This window comes from Streptomyces sp. NPDC003027 (genome assembly GCF_053591435.1).
The window spans coordinates 1-14,068 of the sequence record NZ_JBSFTU010000035.1 but is presented as its reverse complement, the minus strand read 5'-3'; the positions used below and the strand labels follow the sequence as shown (position 1 = coordinate 14,068).

The window sequence follows — 14,068 nt, the reverse complement described above, 5'->3', positions numbered from 1 at the left end:
AGCCGACGATGACCATCTTCCGTGGCGGGCGGCGCAGAGCCGTCTGTGCCCTCGCGCTGACCACCGTGCTCGCCCTGACCGCCACCGCCTGTGGAGACGACGGCTCCGGCGCGGCCGGCGACAAGGGCGACGAGGGCTCGGGCAAGGGAGAGATCACCTTCTGGGACAACAACGGCGGTGTCCGCACCGACGTCTGGAAGGAGATCATCAAGGACTTCGAGAAGCAGCATCCCGACATCGAGGTCAACTACGTCGGGATCGCCTCCACCGAGGTGCAGTCCAAGTACGACACGGCCATCCAGGGCGGCGGCCTGCCGGACGTCGGCGGTGTGGGAGCGGCGATGCTCGCCGGGATCGCCGCCCAGAACGCCCTGGAACCGCTCGACGCACGGCTGGAGAGCAGCTCGCTCAAGGGCAAGCTGAACACCGGAATGGTCGAGAGCGTGAAGTCCGCGGGCGGCCAGGGCAAGCTGTTCACCGTCCCGACCTCCGCCAGCAACGGTGTCCTCTACTACCGCACCGACCTCTTCGCGGCGGCCGGTCTGGAGGAGCCCACCACCTGGTCGAAGTTCTACACGGCGGCCGACAGACTGACGGACAAGGGCAAGAACAGGTTCGGCTACACCATCCGCGGGGGCTCGGGCTCCATCGCCCAGGCGCTGGACGCCATGTACGGCCAGAGCGGCATCACGAGCTTCTGGAACGGCGACAGGACCACGGTCAACGACCCGAAGAACGTGGCCGCGCTGGAGAAGTACGTGGGTCTTTTCAAGAAGAACACCCCCGCCGCCGACGTCAACAACGACTTCACCAAGATGGTCGCCCAGTGGGACAGCGGCGAGATCGGCATGCTCAACCACAACCTCGGGTCGTACAAGGACCATGTGAAGGCCCTCGGCACCGAGAAGTTCCGGGGCATCCCGAACCCGACGACGGACGACGGGACCCGGGTCCAGGTCTCCAACCCGGTCGACGGCCTCGGGCTGTTCTCGTCGAGCAAGAACAAGGCCGCGGCGTGGAAGTTCATCGAGTTCGCCGCCTCGCACGCCTCCAACAGCAGGTGGAACGAGTCGGCGGGGGCGATCCCCGCCAACACCGAGGCGGCCAAGGACGCCTGGATCCAGAAGGCCGAGCCGACGAAGCTGGCCGCCGAGATCCTCTTCAGCGGCAAGGCGACCATCGTGCAGCTGCCGTACTACCTGCCGGACTGGAACACCATCTCCAAGGCCGACAACGAACCCGCCTTCCAGAAGGTCCTGCTCGGCAAGGCGACGGCCAAGCAGTTCCTGGACGACCTGGCCGAGCAGCTGAACACCGCCCAGGCGGAGTGGAAGGCGCAGAACAAGTGACGACCGCCGCGAGCCGCCGCCAGGTGGTCGCGGCCGGGGCGGGCCTCGCGCTCGCCCTGGCCGCGGCGCCCGCCGCGGCCCTTTCCCGAGGACACCACCGTATGCGCACGCTGTACATCGCCGGGGACTCCACCGCCGCCCAGAAGTACGCGGACGCGGCGCCCGAGACGGGGTGGGGCATGGCGCTCCCCTTCTTCCTCCACAAGAACGTCACGGTCGCCAACCACGCGATCAACGGCCGCAGCACGAAGAGCTTCATCGACGAGGGCCGGCTGACCACGATCCTGGCGGCGATCCGGCCCGGCGACGTCCTGCTCGTCCAGTTCGGGCACAACGACCAGAAGGTCACCGATCCCAGCCGGTACACCGAGCCCTGGGGCTCCTACCAGCACAACCTGCGCCGTTATGTCCGGGGCGCGCGGGAGCGCGGCGCGCTCCCGGTGCTCGCCACCTCCGTCGAGCGGCGGAAGTTCGACGCGGCCGGCACGGCGCTGCGGACGCTGGGCGACTACCCGGCGGCGATGCGCGAGGTGGCCGTGGAGGAGGACGTCCCGCTGCTCGACGTGCAGGAGCTGTCGCTGGCGCTGTGGCAGAAGCTCGGCCCGGAGACGACGAAGACGTACTTCAACTGGACGCCGACCGAGCAGGACAACACCCACTTCAACCCGCCCGGCGCGATCGCCGTGGCCCGGCTGGTCGTCGGCGAACTCCTCCACACGCGCGTCCTCACACCGGGCGACACCCGCCGCCTGGACGCGGAGATCCCCGCCGAGTGGATCACCTGGCCCGATTCCGAGGAGAGCTGACCCATGCGACAGACCCATCTGTGGGCGGTGGGCGCCACCACCGCCACCGCCCTGGTCCTGACCGTCACGGGTCCGGCCGCCACGGCCGGGGCCGCGCCCGATCCCGCCCGCCGAACGCTGCCCGCCGGGGACGGCTGGGCGTCGGAGGGCACCGGGACGACGGGCGGCGCGGCTGCGGTTCCTTCCCGGGTCTTCACCGTCACCACCTGGGAGGAGTTCCGGACGGCGCTCGCCGTCCCGGGCACCGGACCGAGGATCGTCAAGGTCGAGGGGACGCTGAACGCGACCGCCGCGGGCTGCTCGGCCTTCGAGGCCGCCGGTTACGACTTCGCGCGGTACCTCGCGGACTACGACCCCGCGGTCTGGGGGCTCGACACGGAGGTGAGCGGCCCTCAGGAGGACCTGCGGGCGGCCTCCGCGTCGGCGCAGGGCAAGGCCATCAAGGCGTACGTCCCCGCCAACACCACGATCATCGGCGTCGGCCGGAACGCCGGGATCACCGGCGGCAGCCTGCGGATCCAGGGCGTCGACAACGTCGTGATCCGCAACCTGACCCTGGAGAGCCCGCTCGACTGCTTCCCGCAGTGGGACCCGACGGACGGTGCGACCGGTGCCTGGAACTCCGAGTACGACAGCATGGTCGTGTACGGCTCGACGCATGTCTGGATCGACCACAACACGTTCACGGACGGCGCGCACCCGGACAGTTCGCTGCCGAGGTACTACGGCGAGCTGTACCAGCAGCACGACGGTGAACTGGACATCGTGCGCGGCGCGGACCTCGTGACCGCGTCCTGGAACGTCTTCGCCGACCACGACAAGACCCTGATGATCGGCAACAGCGACAGCGCGGGGGCGACCGACCGCGGCAGGCTGCGTGTCACCCTGCACCACAACCTCTTCAAGAACGTGGTGGAGCGCGCGCCGCGGGTCCGCTTCGGCAAGGTCGACGCGTACAACAACCATTTCGTGGTGCCGGCCTCCGGGTACGCGTACAGCTTCGGCATCGGGCAGGAGTCCCAGCTCGTCGCCGAGAAGAACGCGTTCACGCTTCCGGCGGGCGTCGGCGCGGGGAAGATCCTGAAGAAGTGGAAGGACGCCCCGGTCACCACGGCGGGCAACCACGTCAACGGCAGGCAGGTCGACCTGCTCGCCGTCCACAACGCGGAGTTCCCCGGCGAGATCCTGCGCGCCGACGCCGGCTGGACGCCGGTGCTCCGCGACCGGGTCGACGTCCCCCGGGCCGTGCCGGCTCTGGTCGGCCACGGGGCGGGGGCGGGCCGGCTGCGCTGACCCTCACCCGGAGGCCGGGGGCGGCCCGCCGCCCCCGGCGTCCTGGCCCGCCCCTCTGCCCCCTCTCCTCCCACGAAGGAGCTGTGACATGACCCCACTCAGTCGCCGTGGCCTGCTCACCGCCGCCGCCGGCGCGGCGCTCGCCGCCGGCCCGCTCGCCTTCCCGGCGGCCGCCGCCTCCGGGTCGCGCGGCCCGTTCGGCAGGTTCGGTTCGCCCGCCGCACGGCTCACGGACCGCACCCTGTACGTCCACCCCGGCGGCCTCGGCGACCACACCACCGTCCAGGCCGCGGTGACCGCCGCGAGCGGCGCCGGCCGGACGCTGGTCATCGCCCCCGGGACGTACCGCGAAACCGTCGCCGTCGGCGTGGCGGGCACCGGCATGACCTGGATCGGGGCGAGTGAGAACCCGCGTGACGTCGTCGTCGTGTACGACAACGCCAGCGGCACGCCCAAGCCCGGCGGCGGCACGTACGGCACCAGCGGTTCGGCGACCACCACCGTCCAGGCGGACGGCTTCACGGCGCGGTGGATCACCTTCGCCAATGACTTCCTGCGCGCCGACCACCCGGGGATCAAGGACACCCAGGCCGTCGCGCTCAAGGTCCAGGGCGACCGGTCCGCCTTCTTCCACTGCCGGTTCCTCGGCCACCAGGACACGCTCTACGCCGACTCCCGGTCCCTCGGCTCCCTCGCCCGCCAGTACTTCGCGCACTGCCATGTCGAGGGTGACGTCGACTTCGTCTTCGGCCGGGCCCGCGCGGTCTTCGAGCACTGCCACTTCCGGACGCTGCTGCGCACCGACCTCGCGTCCGCGCCGCACGGCTTCGTCTTCGCCCCGTCGACCGCGGGCGCGCAGCCGTACGGCTTCCTGGCGTCGCACTGCCGGGTGACGAGCGAGGCGCCGGACGGCTACTACAAGCTGGCCCGGCCCTGGGTGCCCAGTTCGGACCCGACGGCGTGGCCGTCCCTGGTGGTACGGGACAGTGTGCTCGGCCCCGGGATCGACGCCGTGGCACCGTACGCCACCATGCGCGACGCCCATCCGTGGCAGGCCCAGCGCTTCGCCGAGTACCGCAACACCGGTCCCGGGGCCGAGACCACGGTCCCGGCGAACCGGCCGCAGCTGACCGCCGCCGAGGCGGGGTCGGCGACGAGGGCCACCTACCTCGGCGACTGGAGCCCCCGCCGCTGAACGGAGGGTGCGCGGACCGCGGCGACCGCCTTCGGCGCTGCTCAGGGGCGGTCCCGCTCGAAGGTCCGGAGCAGGTCCGCCGCGACGCTCACCGCGATCACGGCGGGTTCCTTGCCGGTGATCCCGGTGATGCCGATCGGGGTCTTGATCCGGTCGATCGTGGCGTCGTCGTGGCCGCCCTCGGTGGCGAGGCGGGTGCGGAAGCGCGCCCATTTCGCGGGCGAGCCGATCAGTCCGATGGAGCCGAGACCGGGGGTGCGCAGGGCCGCGTCGCACAGCGCGGCGTCCTCGGCGTGGTCATGAGTCATGATCAGGACGTGGGTGCCGGGCGCCAGGTCCTCGAGCACCTCCTCCGGAAGCAGCGGTGTGTGGTGCACATGGAGCTGCGCCATCGCGTCCGCGAGCACGGCGAGCCGTTCGTCGGTGAGCATGTCGGGGCGGGTGTCGACCAGGTGCAGATCGAGGTCGTGGCGGGCCAGGATCCGTGCCAGCTCCAGCCCGACGTGCCCGACGCCGAAGACGGCCACCGCCGGGACCACGGGCAGCGGTTCGAGCAGGACGGTGACGGCTCCGCCGCAGCACTGCACGCCGTGCCGGCCGGTGACCTTGTCGTTGAGGGCGAACTCCATGAGCTCCGGCTCCGGCTCCGCCGTGCCGATCAGCTCGCGGGCCCGGTCGATCGCGACGGCCTCGATGTTGCCGCCGCCGATCGAGCCCCAGGTCCCGGTCCGCCCGACGACGAGTTTGGCGCCGGCCTTGCGGGGTGCGTGGCCGCGCACGGTCGCGACGGTCACGAGCACACCGGTCTCCCGGCGGGCCCGCAACCGCGCGACCGCGGCGACCCAGGTCATCTCAGGCATGGCTCAGCGCGCTCGCGGGGGTGGTGATCGCGCCGCCGTCCCCCCGCGCGTCGCCGCCGCGGGCCGCTTCGATCGCCCAGTACACCGCCTCGGGTGTCGCGGGGGAGGCGAGTTCGACGCTGACTCCGGCGGGCCCGAACGCCGCGGCGGCCTGCCGCAGCGCCTCCCGCACCGAGAACGCCAGCATCAGCGGAGGCTCCCCCACCGCCTTCGATCCGTAGACCGCGCCCTCTTCGGTGGCGTTCTCCAGCAGAGTGACGTGGAACTCCTCGGGCATCTCCGAGAAGCTCGGCAGCTTGTAGGTGCTCGCCGCCTGGGTCATCAGCCGGCCGCGGTTCGGCCCGTCTCCGTCGTCCCAGCGCATGTCCTCGAGCGTCAGCCAGCCCGCGCCCTGCACGAAACCGCCCTCGACCTGACCGATGTCGATCATCGGGGACAGGCTGTCGCCCACGTCGTGCACGATGTCGACCCGCCGGATGCGGTAGGCGCCGGTGAAGCCGTCCACCTCCACCTCGGCCGCGGCGGCGCCGTGGGAGAAGTACTTGAACGGCGAGCCCCGGAACGTCTTGGCGTCCCAGTGCAGCCCCTCGGTCCGGTAGAAGCCGGCCGCCGACAGCTGCACCCGCTGGAAGTACGCGGTGCGCACCAGGTCGTCCCAGGCCAGCTCCTTGTCGGCGCCGAGCACGCGCGCGACGCCCTCGACGATGCGCACGTCCGAGGCGTTCGCGCCCAGCTGCGTGGCCGCCACCTGGAGGAGGCGCTCGCGCAGCTGCTCGCAGGCGTTCTTCACCGCCGCACCGTTGAGATCCGCTCCGGCGCTGGCGGCGGTGGCCGAGGTGTTGGGCACCTTGTCGGTACGGGTCGGGGCGAGCCGTACCTTGTGCGGCGGGATGCCGAGCGTGGTCGCGGCCACCTGGAGCATCTTGGTGTGCAGGCCCTGGCCCATCTCGGTGCCGCCGTGGTTGATCAGGACCGAGCCGTCCTTGTAGATCAGCACCAGCGCGCCGCCCTGGTTGAAGGCGGTGAGGTTGAACGAGATGCCGAACTTGATGCCGGTGAGCGCGAGCGCCCGCTTGGTGTGCGGGTGCGCGGCGTTGAAGGCCGCGATCTCGCGCTCGCGGTCGGCGAGGCCGGCGTTCTCCTTCACCCGCTGCCAGACGGCGGCGATCCGTTCGGGCTGACGGACGGGCTGGCCGTACGGCGTGGAGTGGCCCCGCCGGTAGAAGTTGCGCTCCCGCAGCTCCACCGGGTCGAGGCCGAGCAGCGGCGCGCACCGGCCCATGATGTCCTCGATCACCAGCATGCCCTGCGGTCCTCCGAAGCCGCGGAAGGCGGTGTTGGAGACCTTGTTGGTCTTGGCGATGCGCCCGGCGACGCGGGCGTGGGGGATCCAGTAGGTGTTGTCGATGTGGCACAGGGCGCGGGCCACCACCGGCTCGGACAGGTCCAGGCTCCAGCCGCCGTCCGCGGTCAGGGTGGCGTCCAGGGCCTGGATACGGCCGTCGGCGTCGAAGCCGATCTTCCAGGTGGCGTGGAAGCCGTGCCGTTTACCGGACATCGTCAGATCCTGGGTGCGGTTGAGCCGCACCCGAACCGGCCGTCCGGTGAGCTTGGCGCCGAGCGCGGCGACGGCCGCGAACCCGTGCGGCTGCATCTCCTTGCCGCCGAAGCCGCCGCCCATCCTCAGGCACTGCACCGTCACCTCGTGGCTGTGCAGGCCGAGGACGTGCGCGACGATCTCCTGGGTCTCCGAAGGATGCTGGGTGCTGCTCTGGACGAACACCTGCTCGGCCTCGTCGACATGGGCCAGCGCCGCGTGTGTCTCGAGGTAGAAGTGCTCCTGGTCGGAGAACTGGAACTCGCCGGTGAACACGTGCGCGGAGTCGGCGAAGCCGGCGTCCACGTCGCCGGTCAGCAGCACGGGCCGGGCGCCGTGGAAGCTTCCGGCCGCGATCGCGTCCCGCAGCGTGATGACGGAGGGCAGTTCCTCGAGTTCGACCTCGACGGCCGCCGCTCCGAGCCGTGCCGCCTCCAGGCTCTCGCCGAGGACCCAGGCCACCGCGTGGCCGTGGAACATGACCTCGTCGGGGAAGAGCGGTTCGTCGTGCTTCATGCCGGCGTCGTTGACGCCGGGCACGTCGGCACCGGTCAGCACGCGGACCACACCGGGCACGGCGAGCGCGGGCTCGGCGCGCAGCGCGGTGATCCTTCCGTGGGCCTTCATGACCTGGACGGGGTAGGCGTGCAGGACGTCCTTGGTGCGCTGGACCAGGTCGTCGGTGTAGAGCGCGGCCCCGGTGACGTGCAGGTGGGCGCTCTCGTGCGGCATGGAGACGCCGACGACGGGCTTCTCGGGACGCTGGGACAACTGGCTCATGACGACACCGCCTCGGTGGTTCGCGCGTACAGCTTCCGCAGGCTCTGGCCGAGCATCGCGGAGCGATAGCCGGCGCTGGCGCGGTGGTCGTTCATCGGCGTGCCCTGGGCGCGCAGCACCCGGGCCGCGGCCTCGACGGTCTGCGCCGCCCACGGCGCGCCCTCCAGGGCCGCCTCGACGGCGAGGGCGCGGATCGGGGTGGCGGCCACGCCGCCCAGGCCGACGCGTGCCTTGCGGACGATCCCGTCCTCGATGTCGATCGCGAAGGCGACCGCGACGCTGGAGATGTCGTCGAAACGCCGCTTGGCGATCTTGTGGAAGGCCGCGACCGGTGACAGCGGCAGCGGGACGCGCACCGAGCGGATCAGCTCGCCGGGGCGGCGCACGCTCTGCCGGTAGCCGGTGAAGTAGTCCGCCAGCGGGATCTCGCGCTCGCCGTCGGCGTCGGCGAGCACCACCGACGCCTCCAGCGCGAGCAGCACCGGCGGGCTGTCACCGATGGGGGAGCCGGTCCCCAGGTTGCCGCCGAGGGTGGCACTGTTGCGGATGAGGCGGGAGGCGAACTGCGGGAACAGCTCGGCAAGGAGCGGGACGCTGCCGTCGAGGCGGCGTTCGATCTCGGTGAGCGTCAGCGCCGCGCCGATCTCGATGTGGTCGGATGCGGCACGCAGCTCCCGCAGTTCGGGCAGCCGGTCGACGGCGACCACACAACTCGCCCGGCGGGAGCGGATGTTCACCTCCACGCCCCAGTCGGTGCTGCCGGCGACCACCACCGCGTCGGGCCTCTCGCGCAGCAGCCGCAGCGCTTCGACGAGGGTGCCGGGCCGCAGGAACGCGCTGTCTCCCTGGGTGTAGGCGGTCGCGACCGGTTCGGGCGGGGACTGCTCGCGACGCCGCGCCAGGGGGTCGTCCTCGGTGGGCGCGCCGACGGCGAACGCGGCGTCGCGGATGGGGCGGTAGCCGGTGCAGCGGCAGAGGTTTCCGCTCAGCGCGTGCAGATCGAAACCGTTCGGGCCGTGCTCGGGGTCGGCGCCGTCGCCCTCCCCCGCGTGCGCACAGCGGTCGGGCCGGTAGTACTCAGCGGCCATGCTGCACACGAACCCCGGTGTGCAGTAACCGCATTGGGAGCCGCCGCGGAGGGCCATCTCCTCCTGCACCGGGTGCAGGGTGGGAGGTGTGCCGGGTTCGCCGGCGGTGGCGAGCCCCTCGGAGGTGACGATCTCCTGACCGTCGAGCGCCGCGACCGGGACCAGGCAGGCGTTGACCGCCACCCAGTCGGTGGGCTTGTCCGTCCCGGGGCGTGCCACGAGGACCGAACAGGCGCCGCATTCACCCTCGGCGCAGCCCTCCTTGGTGCCGGTGAGGCCGCGCTCGCGCAGGAAGTCCAGCGCCGTGGTGTGGGGCGCGGCCGGTGAGATCGGTGCTTCTTTGCCGTTGACCGTGATCCGCGCCGCTACCATGGCACATTCCCATGCCGGTGCGTGGTCGATCTGATGGCCTTCATCGCCATTTCAGGAGCCTTCTCTTGTCGTTGGCGCAGCTCGAGAACCCGACTGCGCGAACCAGCACGCGAGGGCGTGCCGCAGACGGTGACAGAAATCAAAAGAGACCGGGGCCGCGTGAAGAGGGCACTCCGGAAAAAGGGGGGCTGCTCAGCAGCCGTGTGCTACACGACCCGGAACCCAGGCGGCCTGGTGGGCGAGGCGATGCAGGTCGGAGAAGGTCGACATCCGACTTCGCCTCCTTCCAACAGTTCGCGAGCCGGTGCGTTCGAAATTACGTTGCCGCGGTCCCCTCGGTCAAGGCCGGGTGCGGAGACCTGAGCCGGCTCGTGCGTCGGCCTGATCGGAAAGACGCCCCCTAGCCGGGGGAGGGCCGGAAGTCGCCCCGTACGGTCCGCTGTTCGCGGAAGGTGTCGACGGCGGTGATGGTGTACGTGTCGGTTCCGGTGTCGCGGGCGCCCTCCGCGTGGTTGTACTGGCCGGCGAAGACATGGCGGCCCGGCGGGACGGTGCGGCCGGGCTTGAGCACCCACCTGTAGACGAGGTGCGCCGCCTCCTCGTGGACGGTGACGGTGAAGTCCTCGGCGGGCCGGGTGCGCCAGTGGCCGGTGTTCGCGACGCCGGGGGTGCGGGCGATCCGCAGTTCGACGGTGAGCGCGGTCAGCGGGGTGTGCGCGGTCAGGGCGACGTTGTTCTGCGCCCACCAGCGGTTGCTGCCGGGGTCGATCGAACCCTCGGCCCGCAGGGGCGGGTGCGCGGCCGGCGCCGTGGCGACCCGGGCGGGGTCCCGGTGCAGGGTGGTCGCGGCCAGGCCGCCGAGCGAGAGGACGCCGGCGACGGCCGCCGCGACGGCGATCGCCGACATCCACAGCGTCCGCGGGCGCCGTGGTCCGCGCATCGTCCGTCGCGGGGGCGGCGTCATGAGACCGCGCTCCACACGGGCGTGGATGCGGGCGCGGTCGGGCTGGTGGGAGTCGGCCGCTTCGCGCAGCCGCCGGCGCACCTGGGCTTCGTCCATCAGCTCTTTCCTCCGACGAGTTCGGTGGCGGCGCCGGTGCCGAGCAGACGTTGGAGCTCCGCCATGCCCTTGGAGGTCTGGCTCTTGACCGTGCCGACCGAGATGCCCAGGGCGAGGGCGGTGTCGCGCTCGGAGAGGTCGAAGGCGTGGCGCAGGACCACGCAGGCGCGTTTGCGGAACGGCAGCGCCCGCAGGGCGGACTGGACGTCGACGACGACGGTGACGTCGGGCTCGCGCGTCCACTCGGAGCGCCGGTCCCAGAACAGGGCGACGCGGCGGCGTTCCCGTACGGTGCCGCGGATCCGGCTGCGGACGAGGTTGGCGACGACACCGCGGGCGTAGGCGGCCGGGTGGTCCGCGTCGCGGACCCGGTCCCAGCGGTGCCAGAGGGCGACCATGGCGTCCGCCGCGAGGTCGTCGGCGCCCTCCCGGTCACCGGTCAGCAGATGGGCGAGGCGGGCGAGTTCGGCGTAGTGGCGCTCGAAGAAGGCCTGGAACTCGGTCGCGGGATCATCGGCCGCCGTGACCACGCCGGCTCCCTGAGCTCTCACGGACGGTCAGTTCGGGGGCGATGAGCAGCGGCCCGGAGGGCGCCTGTCCGCCGAGGCGGGCGACGAGCCGTTCGACCGCGAGTCGCCCCATCTCCTGGGCGGGGACGCCGACTGCGGTCAGCGGGACGGAGGCGTGGCGGGCCACCTGGTCGGGGCAGATCGCGACGACGGAGACGTCCTCGGGCACGGCGCGTCCCCGCTGGCGCAGTACGGCGAGCAGGGGTTCGACGGCGGCCTCGTTCTGGACGACGAGGGCGCTGGTGGCGGGGCGTTCCTCGAAGATCCGGCCGAGGGTGGCGGAGACGGCGGCGTAGGTCCCCTCGACGGGTCGGTGCAGCAGGCCCGTCTCCCGCTCCATCGCGGCGGCGCGCAGTCCGGTGACGGTGCGCTCCGCGAAGCCGGTGCCCCGCGCGTAGACCGCGGGCGGCTCGCCGAGCACCGCGATCTGGGTGTGGCCGAGGTCCGCGAGGTGGTCGACGCACCGCGCGCCGGCGGCTTCGAAGTCCAGGTCGACACAGTCGAGTCCGGTGGTGTCGCCCGGCATCCCGATGAGTACGGCCGGCCGCTCGGCCCGCTTCAGCTGGGGCAGCCTCGGATCGTCGAGGCCGACGTCCATCACGATCATCGCGTCGGCGATGGCGCTGCCCTCGACACGGCGTACGGCTTCGGGGCCCTCCTCTCCGGTGAGGAGGAGCACGTCGTAGCCGTGGGCGCGGGCCGTGGTGGTGACGGCCATGGCGATCTCCAGCATCACCGGGAGATAGAGGTCGGTGCGCAGGGGCATCATCAGCGCCAGGATGCCGGTCCGGCTGCTGGCGAGGGCTCGGGCGCCGGCGTGCGGGCGGTAGCCGAGCTCGTCGATGCTGCGCTGGACCCGTTCGCGGGTGGAGGCGGAGATGGACCGCTTTCCGCTCAGGACGTAGCTGACCGTGCTGGCCGACACTCCGGCGTGACGGGCGACATCGGCGAGGGTGACCACTCAGTTCTCCGCGGCAGGTCCCGGCTTCCCGGGCGGATGCCCGTTCCTTGGGGCCCGACCCTAAGCGGCGGCTCAGTGAGCTGTCCAGGCGGCCGGCCCGCGGCGCCGGGGAGGCGCCGCGGGCGGTTCAGCCCGCGAAGGCCGGGCAGGGCAGGCCCTGGCCGATGTCCGGCAGGACGAGCAGTGCGCCGGCGAGCGGATCGGGGGCCGCGAGACCCGTGCGGGCGGTCGTGACGTACAGGTCGCGCAGCTGCGGGCCGCCGAAGGCGCAGGCGGTCGGCCGGCGCACGGGGAGCCGGACGGTCCGGTCGAGTTCGCCCCGCGGGGTGTAGCGGCGGAGCTGTCCGCCGTCCCACAGCGCCACCCACACGCAGCCCTCCGCGTCCACGGTCAGCCCGTCGGGGAACCCGGCGTCCGCGTCGATGGTGACGAACTCGCGGCGCTCGACGAGGTGTCCGTCCTCGACGCGGAGGATGTCCACCCGCCGGGTGGGACTGTCGACGTAGTACGTGACCTCGCCGTCCGGGCTCCAGCCGATGCCGTTGCTCACGGCCACCTCGTCGATCAGCGGGGTGACCGTGCCGTCGGGTCCGACCCGGATCAGGTGGCCGCCGCCGGGGGCCTCGTCGTAGCGCATGGTGCCCGCCCACAGGCTTCCGTCGGGTGCGACGGCCGCGTCGTTGCCGCGCCGGTCCGGGACGGGGTCGTGGTGCAGCCAGGAGAAGGCGCCGTCGGCGTCGTACAGACCGATGCCGTCCCTGAGGTTGGCCACGAGTCCGCCACCGGCCCGGGGCTTGGCGGCGCCGATGTGCTCGCCGACGCCGGTGACGGAGCGGCGGCCGCTGTCCGGCTCGTACGTGTGCAGGCGCGAGCCGAGGATGTCCACCCAGATCAGCCGGGCGCCGGCCGGGTCCCAGGTGGGTCCTTCGCCGAGTTCGGCGTACTCGCGCACCGCCACCTCGATCGCGGGCCCCCGGTCCGGACCGGACGCGGACGCGCGCTCGCCGGCCTTCATCGCGCGCCGCGGTGGCCGAGGCGGAGGGAGAGGTCGGCGGCGCCCTTGGCGGCGAGTTCGGCCAGTTCCGCTTCGCGCTCCTCGCTCCAGCGGATGACGGGGACCGAGACGGACAGGGCCGCCACGACCCGGCCGGAGGTGTCCCGTACGGGCGCGGCGACACAGCTGACGTCCGGGTTGGACTCGCGGTGCTCGGTGGCGGTGCCGCGCGCCCGGATCTCCGCGAGGGCGGTGCGCAGGGCCTCGGGATCGGTGATGCTGTTGGGCGTCATGGAGACCAGCTCGCGGCCCGCGAGGCGGGCGTCGAGCTCGGCCTCGGGGAGCGCGGCGAGGAGCATCTTGCCGACGGAGGTGCAGTGCGCGGGGAGCCGGCGGCCGGCGGCCGAGACCATGCGTACGGCGTGGGTGGAGTCGACCTTGGCGATGTAGATGACGTCCATGTCCTCCAGGATCGCGACATGGACGGTCTCGTCGCAGGTCTCGGCGACCTCGCGGGCCACCGCCTGCCCCTCGGCGGCGAGGTCGAGCTGTTCGGCGTAGCGGCTGCCGAGCTGGTACGTGCGGACACCGAGGCGGTAGCGGCCCGGCTGGTCCGGGACCGTCGCCAGGTAGGCGCGGGCCGTCAGGGTGGTGAGCAGCTCGTGGGTGGTCGTCCGGGGCAGTTGGAGCTTGCGGGTGATCTCGGGGGCGGAGAGCGTTGCGTCGCCGTGAAGGAAGAGCTCCAGAATGTCGAATGCTCTGGTCACCGCCGGTACGAGGCGCCCCATGGCCGTCCACCCACCCTCACTGTTCGATATTCCGGCCACTGGCCGGTATGACGAACACAGGCTAGCCGCCACCTCGTTCACCGGGCAATGCTCCCGCTCGAACCATTGACACCCACCGGGTGGCTGATTACGGTCACGCCAACATTTCGAACGCATGACGAAATATCGAACGCCCGCAACTCCGAACAACCCTCCACGAACCGATCGATACGAGCGACACCGGGAGCAACCACCGTGCGGATCACGGGAATCACCACACACGTCGTCGGAACACCCTGGCGGAACCTGACCTACGTCCAGGTCCACACCGACGAGGGCCTCACCGGAGTCGGCGAGACCCGGATGCTCGGACACAC

At 71.9% G+C, this 14,068-nt stretch carries 12 protein-coding genes and 1 pseudogene; 5 read left to right on the top strand and 8 right to left on the bottom strand.

The window, feature by feature from the left end; translation table 11 throughout:
- The first annotated feature begins 8 nt into the window (after window positions 1–8).
- The 4 genes from ACWDX6_RS22910 to ACWDX6_RS22895 all read left to right on the top strand — a co-directional run bounded on the left by ACWDX6_RS22910 (window position 9) and on the right by ACWDX6_RS22895 (window position 4,643).
- Window positions 9–1,349: an ABC transporter substrate-binding protein gene (locus ACWDX6_RS22910; RefSeq protein ID WP_451486743.1), complete on the top strand. Its 1,341-nt coding sequence runs from the start codon at window positions 9–11 to the stop codon at window positions 1,347–1,349.
- Entirely contained in the window at window positions 1,346–2,155 is an 810-nt protein-coding gene (locus ACWDX6_RS22905) for a rhamnogalacturonan acetylesterase (protein WP_451486742.1), read from the top strand. Before ACWDX6_RS22910 ends, ACWDX6_RS22905 begins: the two co-directional genes overlap by 4 nt.
- Window positions 2,156–2,158: 3 nt before the next feature.
- Window positions 2,159–3,448, top strand: a complete 1,290-nt coding sequence (locus ACWDX6_RS22900; protein WP_451486741.1) for a pectate lyase family protein — start codon at window positions 2,159–2,161, stop codon at window positions 3,446–3,448.
- An 88-nt stretch (window positions 3,449–3,536) separates the two neighbouring features.
- On the top strand, window positions 3,537–4,643 hold the full coding sequence (locus ACWDX6_RS22895; protein WP_451486740.1) for a pectinesterase family protein: 1,107 nt from the start codon (window positions 3,537–3,539) through the stop codon (window positions 4,641–4,643).
- 41 nt (window positions 4,644–4,684) lie between these two features.
- Here ACWDX6_RS22895 and xdhC read toward each other — a convergent pair whose 3' ends face one another.
- The 8 genes from xdhC to ACWDX6_RS22855 all read right to left on the bottom strand — a co-directional run bounded on the left by xdhC (window position 4,685) and on the right by ACWDX6_RS22855 (window position 13,712).
- Window positions 4,685–5,494, bottom strand: a complete 810-nt coding sequence (gene xdhC / locus ACWDX6_RS22890; RefSeq protein ID WP_451486787.1) for a xanthine dehydrogenase accessory protein XdhC — start codon at window positions 5,492–5,494, stop codon at window positions 4,685–4,687.
- A gap of 1 nt (window position 5,495) precedes the next feature.
- On the bottom strand, window positions 5,496–7,880 hold the full coding sequence (gene xdhB, locus ACWDX6_RS22885; protein ID WP_451486739.1) for a xanthine dehydrogenase molybdopterin binding subunit: 2,385 nt from the start codon (window positions 7,878–7,880) through the stop codon (window positions 5,496–5,498).
- Window positions 7,877–9,340 (bottom strand): xanthine dehydrogenase small subunit, encoded by a 1,464-nt coding sequence (locus tag ACWDX6_RS22880; RefSeq protein WP_451486738.1) that lies wholly within the window; start codon window positions 9,338–9,340, stop codon window positions 7,877–7,879. The genes xdhB and ACWDX6_RS22880 overlap by 4 nt, the downstream gene beginning before the upstream one ends.
- A 400-nt stretch (window positions 9,341–9,740) precedes the next feature.
- Window positions 9,741–10,400: a hypothetical protein gene (locus tag ACWDX6_RS22875; RefSeq protein ID WP_451486737.1), complete on the bottom strand. Its 660-nt coding sequence runs from the start codon at window positions 10,398–10,400 to the stop codon at window positions 9,741–9,743.
- On the bottom strand, window positions 10,400–10,930 hold the full coding sequence (locus ACWDX6_RS22870) for a SigE family RNA polymerase sigma factor (RefSeq protein ID WP_451486736.1): 531 nt from the start codon (window positions 10,928–10,930) through the stop codon (window positions 10,400–10,402). Before ACWDX6_RS22870 ends, ACWDX6_RS22875 begins: the two co-directional genes overlap by 1 nt.
- The gene (locus tag ACWDX6_RS22865) at window positions 10,911–11,930 is read right to left on the bottom strand and encodes a LacI family DNA-binding transcriptional regulator (RefSeq protein WP_451486735.1); all 1,020 of its coding nucleotides are present in this window, start codon (window positions 11,928–11,930) and stop codon (window positions 10,911–10,913) included. The genes ACWDX6_RS22870 and ACWDX6_RS22865 overlap by 20 nt, the downstream gene beginning before the upstream one ends.
- Before the next feature lie 127 nt (window positions 11,931–12,057).
- Window positions 12,058–12,945, bottom strand: a complete 888-nt coding sequence (locus tag ACWDX6_RS22860) for an SMP-30/gluconolactonase/LRE family protein (protein WP_451486734.1) — start codon at window positions 12,943–12,945, stop codon at window positions 12,058–12,060.
- On the bottom strand, window positions 12,942–13,712 hold the full coding sequence (locus tag ACWDX6_RS22855) for an IclR family transcriptional regulator (protein WP_451486733.1): 771 nt from the start codon (window positions 13,710–13,712) through the stop codon (window positions 12,942–12,944). Before ACWDX6_RS22855 ends, ACWDX6_RS22860 begins: the two co-directional genes overlap by 4 nt.
- A gap of 234 nt (window positions 13,713–13,946) precedes the next feature.
- On the opposite strand from ACWDX6_RS22855, the pseudogene ACWDX6_RS22850 reads away from it, so the two are divergent.
- A pseudogene (locus ACWDX6_RS22850) lies at window positions 13,947–14,068 on the top strand (mandelate racemase/muconate lactonizing enzyme family protein); the annotation flags it as partial.

Excerpts from the sequence above, each read along its gene's own strand:
- ACWDX6_RS22910 (WP_451486743.1), top strand. The coding sequence starts at position 9 with ATGACCATCTTCCGTGGCGGGCGGCGCAGAGCCGTCTGTGCCCTCGCG.
- ACWDX6_RS22900 (WP_451486741.1), top strand. The coding sequence starts at position 2,159 with ATGCGACAGACCCATCTGTGGGCGGTGGGCGCCACCACCGCCACCGCC.
- ACWDX6_RS22895 (WP_451486740.1), top strand. The coding sequence starts at position 3,537 with ATGACCCCACTCAGTCGCCGTGGCCTGCTCACCGCCGCCGCCGGCGCG.
- xdhC (WP_451486787.1), bottom strand. The coding sequence starts at position 5,494 with ATGACCTGGGTCGCCGCGGTCGCGCGGTTGCGGGCCCGCCGGGAGACC.
- xdhB (WP_451486739.1), bottom strand. The coding sequence starts at position 7,880 with ATGAGCCAGTTGTCCCAGCGTCCCGAGAAGCCCGTCGTCGGCGTCTCC.
- ACWDX6_RS22880 (WP_451486738.1), bottom strand. The coding sequence starts at position 9,340 with ATGGTAGCGGCGCGGATCACGGTCAACGGCAAAGAAGCACCGATCTCA.
- ACWDX6_RS22875 (WP_451486737.1), bottom strand. The coding sequence starts at position 10,400 with ATGGACGAAGCCCAGGTGCGCCGGCGGCTGCGCGAAGCGGCCGACTCC.
- ACWDX6_RS22860 (WP_451486734.1), bottom strand. The coding sequence starts at position 12,945 with ATGAAGGCCGGCGAGCGCGCGTCCGCGTCCGGTCCGGACCGGGGGCCC.
- ACWDX6_RS22855 (WP_451486733.1), bottom strand. The coding sequence starts at position 13,712 with ATGGGGCGCCTCGTACCGGCGGTGACCAGAGCATTCGACATTCTGGAG.